The sequence below is a fragment of the Frankia sp. CgJB1 genome (assembly GCF_977947065.1).
On record NZ_CDWTNB010000066.1, the window covers coordinates 1 to 19,388 of the forward strand.

Below are 19,388 nucleotides of genomic sequence, written 5' to 3' on the forward strand. Positions count from 1 at the left end.
TAACTTATTTAATGACGACCCCTAACCTCGTCCTGCTGGCTCATTGTCGGTCGGCGGTGCCGGGCGCGAGAGAGCCATGGGTCCCCCTTTTTCGGTCGGATCGGACCGAGGCGGCCACGGCGAACCATCCGGCTGATGGCGTTCTTTGCCGCCACCCTGCCATCAGCAAGATTGGTGCGGAATATGTCCTTTTGTGCAGTCCTGTCGTTTTTATCGAGAAGAGGGCATCGAGAAAGGGACGCTGTCAGCAGAGTGACAACGGCCATGATCTGTCAGGTCGCCCGCGAGGACTGTCCTCAACGCCGGGCGGTAGTCCTCGACACCGAACGGGTAGGGAGACCGACGGGCCGGCCGCGAGCGGCGGCGCTCCAGTGATGCCGCGGAGTGCGGGCCGCGTCGGAGCAGGTGCGGGCGCCGGTCGACGAGGACAGGAACCCCGGTGGTGTGAACGCCCGACGTCACGGCCGTGCCGGGCGCCGAGGAGCCGCGGATGCACGAGCTGGCGATCATCCAGAACGTCGTGGACACGATCGTGGAACGGATCGGGGCGGCGCGGGCCACGGCGGTTCACCTGGTCATCGGGCAGGTGTCCGGCGTCGTGCCCGGCTCCGTCCGGTTCTGTTTCGACCTGGTGGCAGCGGGCACGCCGGTCGAAGGCGCTCGCCTGGAGATCGACGAACCGCCGGGCCGTGCCCGTTGCCGGCGGTGCGGCGCCACGTTCGAGGCCGACGACCTCCTGCTCCTGGTGCTCTGCCCGTGCGGCAGCGCCGACGTCGAGGTGGTCGGTGGCGACGAGCTGATGATCGAGGCGGTCGAGGTGACACCCGTGCCGAGCGGCGGAGGTGATGTGGGATGTGTGGAACCTGCGGGTGTGACGACGCCGCGCCGCCGCCCCGACTAACCTCCCTCACCTCCGTCGACCCTGTTGGCCCGGTCGGCCCGGTCCTCGTCAGTCCCGGCCCGGCGCATGACGGCCACGCGCATGACGGGGGGACCTCGTCGCGCACCGTGGTCGTCGAGGAGCGGGTGCTGGCCAGGAACGACATGCTCGCCGAGGCGAACCGCCGCCGCCTGCTCGCTCGTGACGTGCTGGCGATCAACCTGATGAGCTCGCCGGGATCGGGCAAGACGACGCTGCTGGAGCGGACCGTCCGCGAGTTCGGCGTGAGCGTGCCGATCGCGGTGGTTGAAGGTGATCAGGAAAGCATCCGGGACGCCGAGCGCATCCGGTCCACGGGGGCTCCCGTCGTCCAGATCAACACTGGTCGTGGCTGCCATCTCGATGCGGCCATGATCGACTGTGCGCTGCGTGAACTCGAACCATCCGAGGGTTCGATGGTGTTCATCGAGAACGTCGGCAATCTGGTCTGCCCGGCGCTGTTCGACCTGGGCGAGCGAGCCCGGGTGGTGCTGATGTCCGTCACCGAGGGCGAGGACAAGCCGACCAAGTATCCGCACATGTTCGCGGCTGCCGATCTCGTCCTGCTCACCAAGTGCGACCTGCTGCCCTACCTCGACGTCGACGTCGCGCGGTACGAGGCGCAGGTTCACCGGATCAATCCCCGGGTCGACGTGCTGCGCGTCTGCGCGGCCCCGGGATCGGGGTCGGGCCTGAGGCTGGGGCCCGGCCTGGGCCAGTGGTACGCCTGGCTGCGCGCCGAGCAAGGTGCCGGCCACCGCCCGCGGTCGAGCGGGCCGTCTCACGGTGTTTGAGGCCGCGACACCCGGGCAACCCGTCGAAGAATAGCTACGAGCGCTCTCGTGACTACATATAGTCATAATACGTAATTATGTGTAGTTACAGTACGGTGGGCATCGTCCCCAGGGGTGGTGCCACGGCTCCGCCGAAGGGGGACCGTCATGCTGCTCGCGGGTTCGTCCTGTCCTGGGCACCGCTCGCCATGATGACGACACCCGGTGCGCCGACCACCCTTCACGTGGACGTGGGGGCCGGCATCGGTGCTGACGAGGCCGGTGGGAGCTGTCCAGCCGGTTTCGCGTCGGCCCGTGCAGTGGCTGACGCGGTGCTGCACGAGGGCTACCTGCTCTATCCGTATCGCCGCTCCTCGGGCAAGAACCGGATGCGGTGGCAGTTCGGGGTGCTCGCGCCGCGGCGTTGGGTCGAGGCGGGTGGGCCGGTCCCACGGACCGTCGCCGGATCGACGGATGCGTGGTGCCAGCAGACTGACTGTCTTCTTGAGCTCTGTCTTCTTGAGCTGTCCCCGACCGCCTCGGTCGTCGTCCGGCTGCGCTTTCTGCAGCTCCAGCGCCGTTCGGTCGAGGTCAGAGGAGCCGACGGCGCGTTCGGTGAGGTCGACGCGCTGAAGGCGGACGGTACTGCTCGGCTGAGTTTCGACGAGGCGGTGCCGCGCGAGGTCGGTCTCACTCTCGACCTGGCCGACCTGGCCGACCCGGCTGTGCGGGGCCGGTCGGCGGAACAGGCTGATCGTGGAGAGTCGTTCAGCCTGAGCCTGCCCGGTGGCATGGAGATTGAGCCGTTGGACGATCGCGGCAACCTGGCGGGCCGCGACGTTGGGCGCGGCGGTGCGGGTCGGGTGGTTCGCCGGCGGTGGCCGGTCTCGGCGACGGTCCGGGTGTCCGTGACGCGGGCCGCGGCTCCCTTCCGGCTGTACCGGCTGCGCCTGGCCGTCGAGAACACGGTGGCGGACGTCCCCGTCGGCGCCGCGCGACCGATGGCGCTGCGCCGATCGATGATCGCGACACACAGCCTCCTGGGTGTGCGCGGGGGACGGTTCCTCTCGCTGCTCGATCCGCCGACCTGGGCCGCCGGGGCGACACGGGGGTGCGAGAACATCCACACCTTTCCCGTTCTCGCCGGTGCCGACGGAGCGCCGGATGTGATGCTGTCCTCGCCGATTATCCTGTACGATCATCCCCGGAGCGCCCCCGAGAGCCCGGGTGACCTCTTCGACGCCACCGAGATCGATGAAATCCTCTCGCTGCGCACGTTGGCTCTGACCGACGACGAGAAACACGAGGCCCGGGCGACCGATCGCCGCGCCGCGGAGATCATCGACCGGGTCGACGGCATCCCGCAGGACACCCTCGCCCGCCTGCATGGTGCCGTCCGGTCGCTGCGACCGGTTCCGTCGTCCGGGGCCGCACCGGCCGGCGCACCGGCCGGCGTACCGGTTGCCGCACCGGTCGCCGCCGCGACCACGCGATGGTGGGAGCCGGAGGCGGACCGGTCGGTCCGTCCGGACAGCGACAGTGTTTCCCTGGACGGCGTGATGATCGCCAAGGGCAGTCGGGTCCGGCTGCATCCCCGTGGCCGTGAAAGTGGCCGTGGAAGCGACGCGCACGACATGTTTTTCATGGGGCGAGAGGCCCGGGTTCAGGCCGTCTTTCTGGACGTCGACGGCGCCTGGCACGTCGCGGTGTCCCTGGACGACGACCCGGCCGCCGATCTGCACCGGTGGTACGGCCGTCATTACTACTTCGCACCCGAGGAGCTGGCACCGCTCACCGACGGACCGGGTGCGTCATGAGCGGACCGGCGCCCACCCGCGCGGTTCCGTCTGCGGGTCCGTCCGCGGGCCCACCGCGCGTCCTCGTGGCCGGGATCGGCAACGTGTTCCTCGGCGACGACGGATTCGGGGTGGAGGTCGTGCGCCGCATCGACCCGGCGGACCTGCCGGCCGGGGTGGACGTCGTCGACTACGGGATCCGCGGCGTGCATCTCGCCTATGAGCTCCTCGACGGCCGGTACGACGTGGTGATCCTCGTCGACGCGGTCTCGTCGACCGATCCACCGGGGACTCTCACGGTGCTCCGGCCCGAACTTGACGGGGCCGGCGTGGACGACATCCCCGTCGACGAGATCCCCGTCATGGACGCCCATGGCATGTCTCCCGACGTGGTCCTGCGGTTGCTGCGGGGCCTCGGTGGCGATGTCGGCCGAGTGCTGGTCGTCGGCTGCCGACCCGCCGTCGTCGAGGAGCGGATGGGACTGTCCCGCGCCGCGGGGATGGCCGTCGACGACGCGGTGCGGCTCATCGCGCAGATCATCCGAGACCCCGGCCCGTGCCAGCATCCGCCAGTAGGAGGGAGAGGCCAAGATGACGGCCACGAACCCGCAGTCCGTGACTCCGCAGCCCGGGAGCCCGCGACGCGGCGGTTTCGACGAGGTGCACATCCTCTGGATCTCCGAGGGGATGAGCTGCGACGGCGACACGGTGTCGGTGACCGCGGCCTCCCAGCCGGCGATCGAGGATGTCGTCACCGGGCTCGTGCCGGGATTGCCGACGGTCCATCTGCACAACAAGGTGCTGTCGCCGACCGTCGGCGGGGAGGAGTTCCTGGCCCCGTACCGAGCCGCGGCCCGCGGTGACATCGAGCCGTTCATCCTCGTCATCGAGGGCTCGATCCCGAACGAGAACATCCACGGCGACGGGTACTGGACGTCGTTCGGGAACGATCCGGACACCGGCCAGCCGCTGACCCTGAACTGGTGGATCGACCGGCTGGCCCCCAGGGCGTGGGCGGTCGTCGCGATCGGCACCTGCGCCGCGTACGGCGGGATCCACGCGATGGCCGGCAACCCGACCGGGTCGATGGGCCTTGCCGACTACCTGGGCCATGACTTCACCTCCGCCGGCAACCTGCCGATCGTCAACGTCCCCGGCTGCCCGGTCCAACCGGACGACTTCATGGAGACGCTGACCTGGGTGCTTTACCACGCGGCGGGCGCGGCACCACCGCCACCGCTGGACGACCAGCTCCGACCCCAGTGGATTTTCGGCCGGACCGTGCACGAGGGCTGTGACCGGGCGGGCTACTACGAGCAGGCCGATTTCGCGAAGGACTACAACTCGCCGAAGTGCCAGGTGAAGATCGGCTGTTGGGGTCCGGTGGTGAACTGCAACGTGCCCAAGCGCGGATGGATGGGCGGGCTGGGCGGCTGCCCGAACGTGGGCGGCATCTGCATCGCCTGCACGATTCCGGGATTCCCGGACAAGTTCATGCCGTTCATGGACATGCCGCCGGGAGCGAGCCTGTCCTCGCTCGCGATCAAACCTTACGGGTCGTTTATCCGCAGGCTGCGTGGCATCACCAATGCGACGGCGAACACCGAGCCGAAGTGGCGGCACAACCGGGAGATGCTGACCACCGGCTACGACCCGCGTTACCGCTCCTAGGACCGGGCCTAGGAATTCGGAATGAAATAACTTGTTCACTTCGGGGTCCTCGCGAGCCCGTGACCTGCGAAGACGCATATTGGCTTGCATTAATTACTTCATTACGAATTCTAGGGCCGGGCCCAGCGATGCCGAAGGGATTGTGCGATGACGACGGCCAGGCAGTCGAGAACCAGGGAGAAGCCCGCCCAGATCGTGGAGATGGCGTGGGACCCGATCACGCGCATCATCGGCAATCTCGGGATCTACACGAAGATCGATTTTGCCAATCGGCGGGTCACCGAGTGTCACAGCACCTCGTCGCTGTTCCGCGGTTATTCGGTGTTCATGAAGGGCAAGGACCCGCGGGACGCGGGTTTCATCACCAGCCGCATCTGCGGCATCTGCGGCATCTGCGGGGACAACCACACCACCTGCTCGGTCTACGCCCAGAACATGGCGTACGGCATCGCGAACCCGCCGATGGCGGAATGGATCATTAATCTCGGAGAGGCCGCCGAGTACCTGTTCGACCACACGATCTTCCAGGACAACCTGGTATTCGTGGACTTCTGCGAGGCGATGGTCAAGCAGACCAACCCCGGCGTGCTGGCCCGGGCAGAGGCCACTGCCGCACCGAACGCGGCCGTGCACGGCATGCGGACTATCGCTGACATCATGCGCTCGTTCAACCCGTTCGAGGGAGAGATCTACCGGGAGGCCCTCAAGGTCAGCCGGATCACCCGCGAGATGTTCTGCCTGATGGAGGGCAGGCACGTGCACCCCTCCACGCTGTATCCGGGTGGGGTCGGCACGATGCCGGAACCGACGGTGTTCACCGACTACCTCAGCCGGCTGATGGAGATCCTCGATTTCGTCAAGAAGGCCGTCGCGCTGAACGACGACCTGTTCGACTTCTGGTACGAGGCGCTGCCCGGTTACGAGGAGGTCGGCCGCCGCCGGGTGTTGCTGGGCTGCTGGGGCGCGTTCCAGGATCCGAACGTCGTGGACTACCGGTACGAGAACATGACCACCTGGGGCCGGGCGATGCACGTGACACCCGGGATCTTCGTCGATGGCGATCTGCTGACCACCGACCTGGTGGAGATCAATCTGGGTATCCGGATCCTGCTGGGCAGTTCCTTCTACCAGGACTGGGTGAACGAGGAGCCGTTCGTCACCCGGGATCCGCTCGGAAATCCGGTCGACATGCGCCATCCGTGGAACCAGACGACGCTGCCGGTGCCGCAGAAGCGGGACTTCGGGGAGAAGTACAGCTGGGTGATGAGCCCGCGGTGGCTCGACGCCCGCAGCGGCGAGCATCTCGCCCTGGATAACGGGGGAGGGCCCTTCGCCCGGCTTTACACCACGGCACTCGCCGGACTGGTGAACACCCCCTACGTCACCGCGACCGGGGCGCGGTGAACATCTCGCTGCCGCGCAGCCGCACGCTGCCCGCTGTCGACCTGCAGTGGAAGCCGCCGGCCTGGTCGAACGCGATCGAGCGGGACCGGGCCCGCGTCTACTTCGTCGCCTACACGGCGGCGATGGCGCTGTACTTCCTCGAGCAGGGCATGGATCGGGTGCGCTCGGGTGACACTCGGGTGTTCTGCGACTTCGACGTGCCGGACGAGACGATCGGCTGCGGTTTCCACGAGGCGGTGCGCGGCGTGCTGTCGCACCACATGGTGGTGCGCGACGGCAAGATCGCCAATTATCACCCCTACCCGCCGACGCCGTGGAACGGCAGCCCCCGCGACTTCTTCGGGACCCCGGGCCCCTACGAGGACGCGGTCCAGAACATGCCGATCTTCGAGGAGAACGGTCCGGAGGGGTTCAAGGGCGTCGACGTTATGCGGACGGTGCGCAGCTTCGACCCCTGCCTGCCCTGCGGGGTGCACATGTATCTCGGTCGGGACCGCACTCTGCGCACGGTGCACTCGCCGATGTTCGGGGCCAGCCATGGTTGATCCGGACGGCGCGGGTGGGCACCGGCTCGACGATCTCGCCGTGCGGGGCCGGCTCGCCCACCTCGACGAGGTGCTGGCGCAGGTGGAGCGCATTCCGGGGCCGAGTGGCGAGCTGGCGATCGATGCGGTGGCGACACTCGCGGCGGTGTACGGCGAGGCGCTGGCCCGAGCCGTCGGATACGCGTCGGGGGCCCCGGAGGTGCTCGCCGCGTTCACCGGCGACGAGCTGCTCGACCATCTGCTCGTCCTGCACGACGTCCATCCCGAGCCGGTCGGGGCCCGGGTCGCGCGGGCGATCGAACAGCTTCGGCCCGGGATCCGGGACCGGGGTGGGGAGATCGAGCTGAGTGGGATCGAACGGGGGGTGGCCGAGGTCCGGCTGACCCTCGGCGGGTGTGGCTCGACCTCGGCGGGGATCACCGAGGCGGTTCGCCAGGCCGTGCTCGCCGTCGCGCCGGAGCTGTCCGACGTCCGGCGCCTGCCCGCGCCGGGCGCACCCGAGCGGACCGCCTTCGTTCCCCTCGACACCGTGCTCGCCCGGCCCGTCGCTGACGGGGTGGGCCCATGACGTCCCCGATATCCCCGCGACGTCCCCGACGTCCCCGATATCCCCGACGGCCGACGGCGCGTTGCGGCGGCTCGTGCGCGCCGCGACCGGCCGCGCCGGCGCGGCCGAGGCCCGCTGCGACATGTGCCGGACCGCCGTGCCGGCGGAGCATCGGCACATCCTCGACGAACAACGCGACGAGCTGCTCTGCGCCTGCCAGGCGTGCGCGCTGCTGTTCGACCGGGAGGCTGCCGGGCGTGGGCACTTCCGGCTTGTTCCCCGGCGACGGCTGCGGCTTCCCGCACTCGACGCGGACGAGCTGGGTACCCCGGTGGGGCTGGCGTTCTTCGTCGTCGGGACCGACGGCTCGGTCAGCGCCCGCTATCCCAGCCCGATGGGCGCCACCCGCTGGGACGTCGAGCCCGGCACGTGGCGCAGCATCGTGCGGCGCTGCCCGGCGCTGGGTGACCTGACACCGCTGGTCGAGGCACTGCTGACGAACACCGTCCACGGCCGCCACGAGCACTGGATCGTTCCCGTCGACGACTGTCACCGGCTCGTGGCGGTCATCCGGCGGGAGTGGAGGGGCCTGTCCGGAGGCAGGCGCGTGCGGCCGGCGATCGACGGGTTCTTCGCCGATCTCGGCCGCCGGCCCGCAAGCCCGGTGCGGGCCGGGGTCCGGGAGCCCGTTGCGCCCGCACGGCCGGTCCATCTCACGGGCCAGGGCCGCGCGGGCCCCGCGGGGCGGGGCTGAGAGGAAAGAGAGGGAGGGGAGGACGAGATGGCCGAGATCCGAGTCGGTAAGCCCGACGTCGCGCCGGACGCCACCGCTCACGTCAAGGGGGTAGCGCAGGGCAACGCGACCGGTTCGTACCGATGGCAGGCGGGGCACCACGCCGATGGCAGCGCCGACGCACGGCGCTCCACCGGCGTCCGGCCGAAGAGGCGCAATCCCGTCGCACCGAGGAGCATGCCCAACCTGCCGCCGGGGTAGCGCCCAGCGGGCGGCGCACCACCCGAAGCCCGCGGATACCCATGAGAAAGCGGTACCGAGGAGGTGGAGCATGAGTAGTCGCAAGCTGGTGCTGGCGACCGTCGGCGTGGCCGGTGCCGTCGGCCTGTTCTGGAGGGAGTATCCGGCCCTCGTCCGATACATCAGGATCGAGAAGATGTGATGGCGGACGGCACGGCGGGCCGCATGACCCGGCCGGCGCTCTCGGTGGGCGGGGCCGGTGAACCGAGTCGGGAGGCCGGCCCGGGCGGCCGGGCCCGGCGACGGTTCGTCGTCCAGGGGCTGGTCCAGGGGGTCGGCTTCCGGCCGTTCGTCCACGCCGCCGCGACGGAGCTGGCTCTGACCGGCTGGGTGCGCAACGACACCGGCGGCGTGGTCACGGAGGTCGAGGGAACCCCCGGCGCGGTCGAGGACTTCGCCCGCCGGCTTCGCTGCGACGTGCCGCCGCTGGCCATGGTCGAGCGGGTCGTGACCACGGAGCTTCCGCCCTGTGGCGGATCCGGCTTCGCGATCGCCCGGTCCCGGCCGGCCGCGGGCGGGCGTACGGCGGCGGCCCCCGACGTGGCGACATGTCCGGACTGCCTGCGGGAACTGGCCGACCCCGCAGACCGGCGCTACCGGCATCCGTTCATCACGTGCACCAACTGCGGACCCAGGTTCACGATCATCACCGACCTTCCCTACGACCGGCCGGCAACGACGATGGCCCGGTTCGCCATATGCCCCGTGTGTGAGCGGGAGTACTCCGATCCGGCCGACCGGCGTTTCCATGCCCAGCCGATCGCCTGCCCGGCGTGCGGACCGCGCCTGGAGTTCGTGTCGCCGTCGGGCGCGCCGCGGACCGGCGAGGACGCGCTCGCTGCGGCGCGGCGGCTGCTCGCCGACGGTGGCGTCCTGGCGGTGAAGGGGGTGGGCGGCTACCACATCGCCTGCGTCGCCACCGACCCGACGGCGGTGACGACCCTGCGACGCCGCAAACGGCGCGGCGGCAAGCCGTTCGCCGTCATGGTCCACGACCTGGCTGCGGCCCGGGGCCTGGCGCATGTCGACGAGCCGGAGGCGGCCCTGCTCACCGACCCCGCTCGGCCCATCGTGCTGGTGCGCCGTCGCCGCGACGGCCGTCCCGCGCTCGCCGACTCCGTTGCCCCGGACAACCCCGATCTCGGTCTGCTGCTGCCCTACACGCCGGTGCACCATCTGCTGCTCGGCCTGCCAGGCGAGCCCGGGCCCGTCCATCGAACCGTCGGCACCGCCGGATGGCCGCCGTTGGTGATGACCTCCGGGAACCTCGGCGGCGAGCCGATCGCGGCCGGCGACGCCGACGCTCTGCGCCGGCTCGCCCCGCTCGTCGATGGCTGGCTGCGCCACGACCGTCCGATCCGGGTGCCCTGCGACGACTCCGTTGTCCGGGTGGTCGACAGTGCCCCGTCGCCGGTACGCCGCTCGCGTGGCTACGCGCCGCTGCCGTTCGAGGTGCCCCCGACGCTGGCCGTCGGAGCCGACCTCAAGAACACCTGCGGCCTGGGCTCGGGCCGGTCGGCCTGGCTCAGCGGGCACATCGGGGACATGGACGACCTGGCCACCATGCGCGCCCTCGATGCCGCCGAGCGGCACCTCGAGCACCTGACCGGCGTCACCCCCCGCCAGCTCGTCACCGACGCGCACCCGGGCTACCGGTCGCGCCAGTGGGCGGTGCGGCACGCCGCCGGCCGACCGGTACGGACCGTGCAGCACCACCATGCCCATGTGGCCGCGCTGATGGCCGAGCACGGCCTCGACGGCACCCGGCCGGTGATGGGATTCGCCTTTGACGGGACCGGCTACGGCCCCGACCGGGCCGTGTGGGGCGGCGAAGCGCTGATCGCCGACTACCACGGGTTCCGGCGCTTCGCCCACCTGGGCTATGTGCCGCTTGCCGGTGGGGACGCCGCGGTTCGGCGGCCCTGCCGGATGGCGCTTGCCCATCTGCACGCCGCCGGAGTCCGCTGGGATCCCATCCTGCCGCCGGTCGTCGCCTGCCCGCAGCCGGAGCGGCGGGCGCTGACCCACCAGCTGGCCAGCGGGCTGGGCTGCGTGCCGACCTCCAGCATGGGGCGGCTCTTCAACGCGGTCAGCTCGCTGCTCGGCATCCGTCACGAGGTCGACTTCGAGGCGCAGGCGGCGATCGAGCTGGAGGCCCGGGCGCGGGCCGCGACCGGCGGCGGCGCGGACGACCGCGAACGCCACGCGTTCGCCTTGCGCGGGCAGGGGCCGGGCAGGCCGCTGATTATCGACCCGGCGCCGGTCATCCGGGCGATGGTGAGGGATCTGTCGGCCGGGCTCGCCGTGGAGACCGCCGCGGCCCGTTTCCATACAGCCGTCGTGGCGATGATCGTGGACCTCGCCCGGCGAGTACGCGTAGAGGTGGGCCTTGACCTGGTCGGACTCACCGGCGGGGTCTTCCAGAACGCCGTTCTGGCGATGGCTGCATCCAGGGCACTGCGTGCAGGGGGCTTCACGGTGCTGCGGCATGCGCGGGTACCTCCGAATGACGGGGGGATCGCTCTCGGTCAGCTGCTCGTCGCCGCAGCGCGGGAAAAGGGGTGAGGAACAGGTGTGTCTCGCGGTTCCAGGACGGGTGGTGGGGATCGAGGAACGCCACGGGGCCCGGATGGCCGAGGTCGATTTCGGAGGTGTGCGCAAGGACGCCTGCCTGCAGTACCTGCCCGAGATCACGGTCGGCGAGTACGTGATCGTGCATGTGGGGTTCGCGATCCAACGGCTGGACGAACGGTCGGCGTTGGCGTCGCTGGCCACCTTCGCGCGGATGGGACTCCTGACCGAGGAGTTGGGTGACGGTGCGGACGGTGTGAGTGCCACGGCCCGCGGGGCCGGCGAGGAGGAGGGGATGACGCGGTGAGGTATCTGGAGGAGTTCCGGGATCCGGAGCTGGCCGGTCGGCTGCTGGAACAGATCCACGCGACGACGACCCGCCCATGGTCGATCATGGAGGTCTGCGGTGGGCAGACCCACTCGCTCATCCGGCACGGTATCGATCAGCTTCTGCCCGAGGGCATCGAGATGATCCACGGTCCCGGTTGCCCGGTGTGCGTGACCCCACTCGAGATCATCGACAGGGCTCTGGAGATCGCCGCGCGGCCGGGCGTCATCTTCTGCTCCTTCGGCGACATGCTGCGGGTACCGGGGAGCGATCGGGACCTTTTCCGGGTGAAGAGCGCGGGTGCCGACGTCCGGGTGGTCTACTCCCCGCTGGACGCCCTGACGATCGCCCAGCGCAACCCCGATCGGGAGGTCGTGTTCTTCGGGATCGGATTCGAGACCACTGCGCCGGCCAACGCGATGACGGTTTTCCAGGCGAAACGGCTCGGCTTGGGCAACTTCTCCCTGCTGGTGTCGCATGCGCTGGTACCGCCGGCGATCGCTGCGATCATGGAGTTACCGAGCTGCCGCGTCCAGGGGTTCCTGGCCGCTGGTCACGTCTGCAGCGTGATGGGCACCGGCGAGTACCCAGCTCTGGCGCGGCGTTACGGCGTGCCGATCGTGGTCACCGGCTTCGAACCACTCGACCTCCTCGAGGGCATCCGGCGCACCGTGGTGCAGCTGGAGGCCGGCCGACACGAGGTGGAGAACGCCTATCCCCGGGCGGTTCCGGCCGCCGGCAACCCGGCCGCCATCGCGATGCTGCGGGACGTTTTCGAGGTGGCCGACCGGGCCTGGCGGGGCATCGGTGTCATCCCGGGCAGCGGCTGGCGCCTGTCGCCGGCCTACCGCGACTTCGACGCGGAGCTGCGGTTCGCCGTGGCGGATGTCCACACGGCCGAGTCTTCGGCGTGCCGATCGGGCGAGGTGCTCCAAGGCCTGATCAAGCCGCATGAGTGCGTGGCCTTCGGACGGCAGTGCACGCCGCGGACCCCGCTCGGCGCGACCATGGTGTCCTCCGAAGGGGCCTGTGCCGCCTACTACCTCTACCGCCGGATGAGCACCTCTCCGGCGGTTGCGCAGGCCTCGCCGGAAGCGGGACGTGCGCTGGAGGTGGGACATGGTGGATGAGGCCGTGACGGCGGTGGATCCGGCCGCGTGGACCTGTCCTGTGCCGTTGGTGGAGTGCCCCACGATCGTGATGGGGCATGGCGGCGGGGGCGCGATGTCGGCCGAGCTCGTCGAGCACCTCTTCCTGCCGGCCTTCGGAGTCGCCGGCGCGGGCGGTCCGGAGGACCTGGGGGATGCGGCCGTGGTCACCGTCGACGGCGCACGGGTGTCGTTCACCACCGACTCCTACGTCGTTCGACCGTTGTTCTTCCCCGGCGGCTCGATCGGCGATCTCGCGGTCAACGGAACTGTCAACGACCTGGCGATGTCCGGCGCCGAACCCCGATACCTCTCGACCGCGTTCATCCTGGAAGAGGGCACCGAACTGACCGATCTTGGCCGGGTGGCGGATGCGCTCGGAGCGGCGGCCCGTGCCGCGGGCGTCCGGCTGGTAACCGGTGACACCAAGGTCGTCGATGCCGGTCACGGTGACGGGGTCTACGTCAACACGGCGGGGATCGGCCTGGTTCCCGACGGCGTCGACATCCGGCCCGCTCGGGCCCGGCCGGGCGACGTCGTCCTGGTCAGCGGCGAGATCGGGCTGCACGGGATCGCCGTGCTCAGCTGCCGGGAGGGCCTGGAATTTGCCACGGCGGTCCGCAGTGACACCGCTCCGTTGCACGGACTGGTCGGCGCTATGCTGCGCACCGGTGCGGACGTGCACGCCCTGCGGGACCCGACGCGCGGAGGACTGGCCGCGACACTCAACGAGATCGCGCGGACCGCGCGGGTGGGAATCGTCATCACCGAACGGCATGTTCCCGTTCCCGAGCCGGTCCTCGACGCCTGCAGCATTCTCGGGCTGGACCCCTTCTACATTGCCAACGAGGGCAAGCTCGTGGCGATGGTCGCGCCGCGGGGCGCCGATCGGGTGCTTGAGGCGATGCGCGCGTGCCCACTCGGCCGAAACGCGGCCGTGATAGGTATGGTGACCGCGGAACACCCGGGAATGGTGGTCGCGAGGACCGGTCTCGGCGCGAGCCGCGTGGTGGACCTCCCGGTCGGCGAGCAACTTCCCCGAATCTGCTGAATCCCTGAGCTGTTTTCGAGTTGAGGGCGGACCCGTGCATTCTGGTCCGCGCCTCTGTCGCTGAATTCGACGAGATCCTCGGGCAGGTGGAATGGTGACGTGCATGCCTGTCAGTCTCTCGGTGGCGGGCCGGGGCTCAGGGAGTGACTGACCGGCGCGCCGCGGGCGTCCGGCGGAATGCGGCGAGGACGTCCTCCCGACGTTCGGAGACAGGCGTCGGCGGCTCGGGATGGCGACAATCATGGTCAGGTGGCCGGGGACGATGTGGACGTGAACATGGTTGTAAGCGTAGCCCCCTCGCCCGGCAGTGTCGAACACATGTTCGTTCCTGTGATCGCGGATCCGTCTTGGGGGTGTGGTCGTAATCGCGAAAGGATGACCCATCGTTCCGCGTTGAACGTTGGTCTCAACCGAGGTAGCGTGGGTGGGCATTGGCGCGGTTGTTTCCATCGAGGGTGAGGGTGGATGCGTCGGGCTTGCGGTCGGTTGGGGCTGTGGGGGTATGCTTCACTCTCGAGCCGTCCGGCTCGCCACGTGGCGGTTGAGTGGGCGAAGTGGCGGTGGATAATCGTATGGTCTTTCGGGTGTTGTTGAGGTGAGTCATGAGTACAGGTAAGGTTCTTCGCTTCGACCATGTTCGGGGTTACGGTTTCATAGCTCCCAGTGACGGAGGAGACGATATTTTCCTACATGCCAATGATCTTCTTATTGAGAAGAATCTCGTCGTCCCCGGGGCCGTCATGGAGTTCGAGATCGAGGAGGGCGAGCGTGGGCTGAAGGCCAGTTCGGCCCGCATCCTCAGGTCCACACCTGCGGCTTCGGGCCTGGCCGCTCCGGCGCCGACGAGGGGAACCGTCCACGCGGACGATTCCGACGCTCTCTGTGACGTCCTGCCGGTCGGGGAGTTCACCCAGGAAATCACCGAACTGTTGCTCCGGATCGACCCGACCCTGACGGGGACGCAGATAGTTCGGGTCAGAAGCGAGCTGATGGGCGTGGCCGAGAAGTACGGTTGGATCGAGAACTGACGCGTATCCGGGCGCCTTTCCCGTGTCCGGCCGTCTCTTGCCCGGACGTGGGAGGCCTCAGGGCCTCGGGGGCGGGAGGATCTGGATCGCGCGGGCGGTCCGGCGGAGCCGGGCAGGCGCCGTCGTTCGGCGTCCCGCGCGGCGGCGGTTCTTCCCGCCGGGGGGGAACCTACAGCTCGACGAAGCCGGACACGCAGGTGATCGTTTCGCCGCCGATCCAGACCGTGCCGTCCGCATCAGCGGAGATGTGCACCCGTCCGGTCCGGTGGAGCAGTGTTCCCTGGCTCACCGTATAAGGCGCGCCCGCTCGTCCGGTCCGGAGCAGCCATTGGGCGACGGACGCGTTGAGGCTTCCGGTTACCGGATCCTCCCTCATCGTGCCGTTCACGGGGAAGAAGGCCCGAACTTCGAACGTCTCGGTCGACTCTGGCGGATACGGGCCGAGCACGCCGAGATGCAGGTCGACGATGCCCGGTTGCAACGCGAGGACCGCCTCGGCGCTGTCGAGCAGAACAGCAATCCATCCCGGCCCGTTGTCCGCCCACTCGGCGGCCACGATGTCGTCGCGGGCGATGCCCAGCACCGTGCTGATGCGCTGGATGAGTGCCTCCTCGACCGGCCCCGAGCGTCGCAGCGGGGGTGCGGCGAACGCGAGTCCGTCCGCGGTCCGCCGAACGGGAATAAGCCCGGCACCGCACTCCTGAACGACCACATCGCCCCGTTCGGCCGGAGGCCGGGTGGTCAGCCAGGCGTGGCAGGTACCCAGCGTGGGATGCCCCGCGAAGGCCAGCTCGGCACCGGGCGTGAAGATCCGGACCCGGTAGTCGGCGTCCGGTGAGGTGGGCGGCAGGATGAAGGTGGTCTCCGAGAGGTTCGTCCACCGGGCGAACCGTTGCATCTCCTCCGGGTCGAGTCCCGATCCGTCGAGCACGACGGCTACCGGATTGCCCTGATATGGGGATCTTGAGAAAACATCGATCTGTTGGAAGGGACGCGGCATCGGCCCAGTGTCCCGCGGCCCGCCGGCTGACCGCGCGGATGCGGGCGAGGAATTCCTGGATTCCGATCGCCAGGCGGCTGGAGACGATGGGGCGTCACCAGGAGCGGGCCGGCGCGGGAATGCCTCCGGGTGCATATCAGCATGAAGGCGTGAGTTCCTCCGCCGACACCCATAGCCGACCCCATCACGCCGAGGCGGGTGGCCGCCCGCCTCCGCCAGAACCGCGAGGCCGCCCGGCAGAACCTCCGTGCCACCTCCGTGCCGAACTCGACTTCGAGACCAACCTGCGGTCCGAGGTGTGGTCGCTCCACATCGGGCCGGCGCTCGGGCTTGGCCCCGACGAGGTGGAACGGGACGTTCAGGAGCTCGTCGCGCACGCCCGAGCGGAGATCCGTAACGGCCAGGCCGAGCTGATGGATCCGGGAGTGATGGATCCGGGAGTGCCGTGACGCCTCAGGTTCATCGTCGGCGACGACGCGGATCCGGTACCTGGTGCCAGTACCTGGTGCCCGGCGCCGGGCGCGTGGGGCCAGGTCAATCGAGCGCGACGATTCAACCGAACGCGATGATTCAGTCGAGCGCGACGACGAGACCGCGCAGCTCGTAGGCCGCGATCTCGTCCCGGAGGGTGACCTGAGGTGGGCTGGCCATGCGTAGGCCGTCGAGCATGAACAGCTTGTGCAGGAAGATGTCGGTTTCGTGGATGGCGACTGTGTGCGCCGGGGCATTTGTGGGGCCCCTCGCCGAAGCTCAGCCCCGCCGGACTCACGCCGTCGCCGATCGGGCGGGCGGGCGGACCGTGTACGGGTCGGCGCCGATGGCCTGCGTGTCGACGTTGGTGCTGCTCACCGCGATGTCGATCTGGGCGCCGGCTGGGATCGTCAGCGGGCCGCGTGGGCCCGGTAGGTGGATGTCGGCTGTCGTGCGCCGTTTGTAGAGTGGAGATGACCGGTTCCAATCGCAGGAGCTCGTGCAGGATCGCGATCCGTTCGGTCTGGTCGGCGTCGCGGTAGCGGGCGCGCAGTGTGTCGTCGGTGAACAGGTGCCAGGCGGCGACGTTGATGAACTCCCGAGTGGTGATCATTCCTGCGGGTGCGAAGGTGACGCACTCGGCGAAGATCTCGGCGTTGGTGCAGCCTTGATCGATCATGTGTGAGATGAGGTCGTCGGTGCGTCGCCGACGGCGGGCGCGTACCGCGGGGCGCACGTCAGCGAGGTAGAAGGCGAGGGCGTGGCGGTTCTGCCGGATGAACTGCCTGATGCCGCGGATGCTGGTGACATTCGGCGGTCCGAGGTCTCCCTGGGCGAACCGTTCCAGGCGGGCGGCCATGCCGGGGCGGCTGTTGGTGAGGCCGATCACCGCGGCGGCGATCTCGACGGCGAGGGCGAAGCTGAGCTCGGACAGGTCGACGCTCCGCTCTCGGCGCAACCGGTCGATCTGCTCGTCGGCGACGCGGTGCATCAGCTCGCGGTAGTGCTCGTCGACCCTGCGTAGAGTGAAGAATCGTGCGGTCAGCCGGCGGCGTTCCCGGTGCTCGGGGCCGTCGCTGTGCAGCACCGGCCGGCGGATCCGCTTGGGGATCGCCTTAGAGGCGTCGATACCGAGGCCGGCCTGCTTGGTTTCCAGGCTGCGCAGCACCGCCTGTCCGGCGGCGTACCCGCTGATCCGCCATACGCCGTCGGCGCCCTGCACGACCGGGCATCCGCCGTTCGGGTCTTCGCGGTTGATCTTGCGTGCCGACGTCCCGACGTCGGTCACCACGGGATCCGCCATGGATTCTCCTTCCCAGGGCACTCCGGAAACCAACCGGGGGCGCGGCTTCAGGGCCGTCATGACTGACCGGTGAGGCGATGGAGTGCTGCTGATGTCTATCGAATCGTTGGTGGATGCGAGGGAAAGCCTCCGCCGCCCCTGCGGCTGGCTTGTTCGGGTAACGGCTCGAGGCGGAGCCGGGTAGCATCGGAGGAAGCCGTCGGCCGGACGCCCGAAACCTCTTGCAATGGCCTGTGCGCCGGCAATGGTGCCCTCAGCGCGGGGAATCCGTGACGGTCCCGGCCGTGACGGTCCGCCAGGTTCGGCGGCATGCCTCAACGGTTCTGGTCGCTTTTCACGCTCCGGGTCCGGATCCGGGTCCCGTCCGACTTTACCGGAAGGATTGGGAGGGTCGGCTCATTCGTGCCCTCATTCGTACTCTCCGGGGCGCAGCAGCGGGCCGTGATCTGACTACCCAATTGTGTCGGTTGGTGGGCGGGGCGTTCACGCCGAGCGTGGTCACGGCGCTTTTTCGGAAGCTCGCCGTCATGGTCTACGGCAGGCCCGGCAAGGCGATCGCGACGGGAATCACGTGTCGCGCCCTTCCGTGCCGCGTGAAGGATTTCACGCCGATCGGGACGCCCTCCGCGTCCCGCCGTACTTCCCGTCGGATGCCACCTCGGTGGTGCAGGTGACGCCCTTCCCGGCAGTGACCGCGCCACTGAACGTGAATGTTCCGGCGCCGGACGCAGATAGTGAATGCAGATAGCGAATACATTATCATCTGGTATCTCGGTCGCCCGGCGTGGCCGGCGTCCGGCCGGACCGGCCGAGTTGTGGGGAGCAAGGCACGGTCCAGGGACCGCGGACCGTGCTCAGGTCCCCCAGATTCGCCGGCCGAAGGCCAGTCGAAGGATCGTGGGCGCCGCCTGAGTGAGCGGGTGCGAGCGGGTGCGGTGGGAGGCCGGCGCACGGTTTGCGCGGTTTGTTTAGTTCGTGCGGTCCGGGCGGGGTGAGAGGACCGCCGATACCGCCGCCGGCCCCGTACCGGACCGGGAGATGGCCACCCTGGCCACGGCCACCCTCGCCGTCGCGCTCCGCGGGTTCACCTCCGTGAACTTGGACGTCAGATCCGGTGTTCGGTAAGTACCTCGGCGGTGAGTTCCTGGGCTTTCTGGGCGCGGTCGGGTTGCGCGAGGTGGACGGCCACGAACAGGGCGTCGAGGACCGTCGCGTGGATGATGCGGCTGCTCATGGCCTCGACTCGGTAGTTTGTTTCGCTGCTGCCGGCGACGAGGGCTACGTCGGCCAGCCTCGTCAGGGGGGATCGGAAGAAGCTGGTGAGGGCTATGGTCGTGGCCCCCGCCGCGCGCGCCGCGGCGGCGCCGGCCAGGGTTTCACGCGTCTGCCCGGTGTGGCTGATGGCCAGGCAGGCGGAGGCGGGGGGCAGCAGGCGCGCGGCCACATGTTGGACGTGGACGTCGGCGGGGGCTTCGACGAGCAGGCCGAGGGTGCGAAAGCGGTAGGCGGCGTCCTGGGCGAGGGGGGCGGACGTCCCCGCGCCGATGAGCAGGACCCGGTCAGCGCGATGCAGGGCGTCGACCGCGCGGGCGAATGCCGTGCGGTCGACGGTGCGGGTGGTCTCGGACAGGGCCGCCTCGGTGCTGCGGAGGATCTTCTCCAGGATGGTGGCAGGGGAGTCGGCGTGAGTGACGTCTTCGTGAAGGCCGCGTTCGGGGGGAATCGCTTCGCCGGCGAGACGGATCTTGAGGTCGGCGAAGCCCTTGAGGCCGAGGTCCTGACAGAACCGGACCACGGTCG

Annotated in this window: 19 protein-coding genes and 1 pseudogene; 18 read left to right on the top strand and 2 right to left on the bottom strand. The window is 69.4% G+C overall.

What is annotated here, in order from left to right; genetic code table 11:
* Positions 1 to 490: 490 nt before the first annotated feature.
* The 15 genes and pseudogenes from AC08OT_RS09705 (at position 491) to AC08OT_RS09775 (ending at position 14,814) form a co-directional block, all read left to right on the top strand.
* Entirely contained in the window at positions 491 to 901 is a 411-nt protein-coding gene (locus AC08OT_RS09705; protein ID WP_476593944.1) for a hydrogenase maturation nickel metallochaperone HypA/HybF, read from the top strand.
* Entirely contained in the window at positions 853 to 1,713 is an 861-nt protein-coding gene (hypB, locus tag AC08OT_RS09710; RefSeq protein WP_476602742.1) for a hydrogenase nickel incorporation protein HypB, read from the top strand. The genes AC08OT_RS09705 and hypB overlap by 49 nt, the downstream gene beginning before the upstream one ends.
* A 77-nt stretch (positions 1,714 to 1,790) precedes the next feature.
* Complete coding sequence (locus tag AC08OT_RS09715; protein ID WP_476593942.1) at positions 1,791 to 3,509, top strand: hypothetical protein; 1,719 nt, start codon at positions 1,791 to 1,793, stop codon at positions 3,507 to 3,509.
* Positions 3,506 to 3,967, top strand: a pseudogene (locus AC08OT_RS09720) (hydrogenase maturation protease); the annotation flags it as partial. The gene AC08OT_RS09715 and the pseudogene AC08OT_RS09720, both read left to right, overlap by 4 nt.
* A 112-nt stretch (positions 3,968 to 4,079) precedes the next feature.
* On the top strand, positions 4,080 to 5,159 hold the full coding sequence (locus tag AC08OT_RS09725; protein WP_476593941.1) for an NADH-quinone oxidoreductase subunit B family protein: 1,080 nt from the start codon (positions 4,080 to 4,082) through the stop codon (positions 5,157 to 5,159).
* 147 nt (positions 5,160 to 5,306) lie between these two features.
* Positions 5,307 to 6,563: a nickel-dependent hydrogenase large subunit gene (locus tag AC08OT_RS09730; RefSeq protein WP_476602743.1), complete on the top strand. Its 1,257-nt coding sequence runs from the start codon at positions 5,307 to 5,309 to the stop codon at positions 6,561 to 6,563.
* Complete coding sequence (locus tag AC08OT_RS09735; protein ID WP_476593939.1) at positions 6,560 to 7,108, top strand: nickel-dependent hydrogenase large subunit; 549 nt, start codon at positions 6,560 to 6,562, stop codon at positions 7,106 to 7,108. Before AC08OT_RS09730 ends, AC08OT_RS09735 begins: the two co-directional genes overlap by 4 nt.
* Entirely contained in the window at positions 7,101 to 7,676 is a 576-nt protein-coding gene (locus AC08OT_RS09740; protein WP_462186350.1) for a NifU family protein, read from the top strand. The genes AC08OT_RS09735 and AC08OT_RS09740 overlap by 8 nt, the downstream gene beginning before the upstream one ends.
* 61 nt (positions 7,677 to 7,737) lie before the next feature.
* Positions 7,738 to 8,409: a DUF5947 family protein gene (locus AC08OT_RS09745; RefSeq protein ID WP_476593938.1), complete on the top strand. Its 672-nt coding sequence runs from the start codon at positions 7,738 to 7,740 to the stop codon at positions 8,407 to 8,409.
* 27 nt (positions 8,410 to 8,436) lie between these two features.
* Positions 8,437 to 8,649 carry a hypothetical protein gene (locus AC08OT_RS09750; protein WP_462186348.1) on the top strand — a complete coding sequence of 71 codons (213 nt, stop codon included), beginning with the start codon at positions 8,437 to 8,439 and terminating at the stop codon, positions 8,647 to 8,649.
* A gap of 180 nt (positions 8,650 to 8,829) precedes the next feature.
* Positions 8,830 to 11,253 (top strand): carbamoyltransferase HypF, encoded by a 2,424-nt coding sequence (hypF, locus tag AC08OT_RS09755; RefSeq protein WP_476602744.1) that lies wholly within the window; start codon positions 8,830 to 8,832, stop codon positions 11,251 to 11,253.
* A 7-nt stretch (positions 11,254 to 11,260) separates the two neighbouring features.
* Positions 11,261 to 11,566: a HypC/HybG/HupF family hydrogenase formation chaperone gene (locus AC08OT_RS09760; protein ID WP_476593620.1), complete on the top strand. Its 306-nt coding sequence runs from the start codon at positions 11,261 to 11,263 to the stop codon at positions 11,564 to 11,566.
* Positions 11,563 to 12,717, top strand: a complete 1,155-nt coding sequence (gene hypD / locus AC08OT_RS09765; protein WP_476593621.1) for a hydrogenase formation protein HypD — start codon at positions 11,563 to 11,565, stop codon at positions 12,715 to 12,717. The genes AC08OT_RS09760 and hypD overlap by 4 nt, the downstream gene beginning before the upstream one ends.
* Positions 12,707 to 13,786, top strand: coding sequence for a hydrogenase expression/formation protein HypE (gene hypE / locus AC08OT_RS09770; protein ID WP_476593622.1), 1,080 nt, complete (start codon positions 12,707 to 12,709; stop codon positions 13,784 to 13,786). Before hypD ends, hypE begins: the two co-directional genes overlap by 11 nt.
* 602 nt (positions 13,787 to 14,388) lie before the next feature.
* Positions 14,389 to 14,814 carry a cold-shock protein gene (locus tag AC08OT_RS09775; RefSeq protein WP_476593623.1) on the top strand — a complete coding sequence of 142 codons (426 nt, stop codon included), beginning with the start codon at positions 14,389 to 14,391 and terminating at the stop codon, positions 14,812 to 14,814.
* Positions 14,815 to 14,983: 169 nt separating this feature from the next.
* Here the strand turns inward: AC08OT_RS09775 and AC08OT_RS09780 are convergent, their stop codons facing one another.
* A complete protein-coding gene (locus AC08OT_RS09780) occupies positions 14,984 to 15,814 on the bottom strand; it encodes a PhzF family phenazine biosynthesis protein (protein WP_476602745.1) in 831 nt (276 codons plus the stop codon).
* Positions 15,815 to 15,963: 149 nt separating this feature from the next.
* Here AC08OT_RS09780 and AC08OT_RS09785 point away from each other — a divergent pair, with 149 nt between their 5' ends.
* From AC08OT_RS09785 to AC08OT_RS09795, 3 genes are all read left to right on the top strand, one after another.
* On the top strand, positions 15,964 to 16,263 hold the full coding sequence (locus AC08OT_RS09785; RefSeq protein ID WP_476595610.1) for a hypothetical protein: 300 nt from the start codon (positions 15,964 to 15,966) through the stop codon (positions 16,261 to 16,263).
* Positions 16,264 to 16,784: 521 nt separating this feature from the next.
* Positions 16,785 to 16,970: a hypothetical protein gene (locus AC08OT_RS09790; protein WP_476595611.1), complete on the top strand. Its 186-nt coding sequence runs from the start codon at positions 16,785 to 16,787 to the stop codon at positions 16,968 to 16,970.
* Positions 16,971 to 17,045: 75 nt separating this feature from the next.
* A complete protein-coding gene (locus tag AC08OT_RS09795; protein ID WP_476595612.1) occupies positions 17,046 to 17,309 on the top strand; it encodes a hypothetical protein in 264 nt (87 codons plus the stop codon).
* Between the two features lie 1,384 nt (positions 17,310 to 18,693).
* Here AC08OT_RS09795 and AC08OT_RS09800 read toward each other — a convergent pair.
* A partial coding sequence (locus AC08OT_RS09800) for a MurR/RpiR family transcriptional regulator (RefSeq protein WP_476593626.1) occupies positions 18,694 to 19,388 on the bottom strand: 695 nt, incomplete at its 5' end.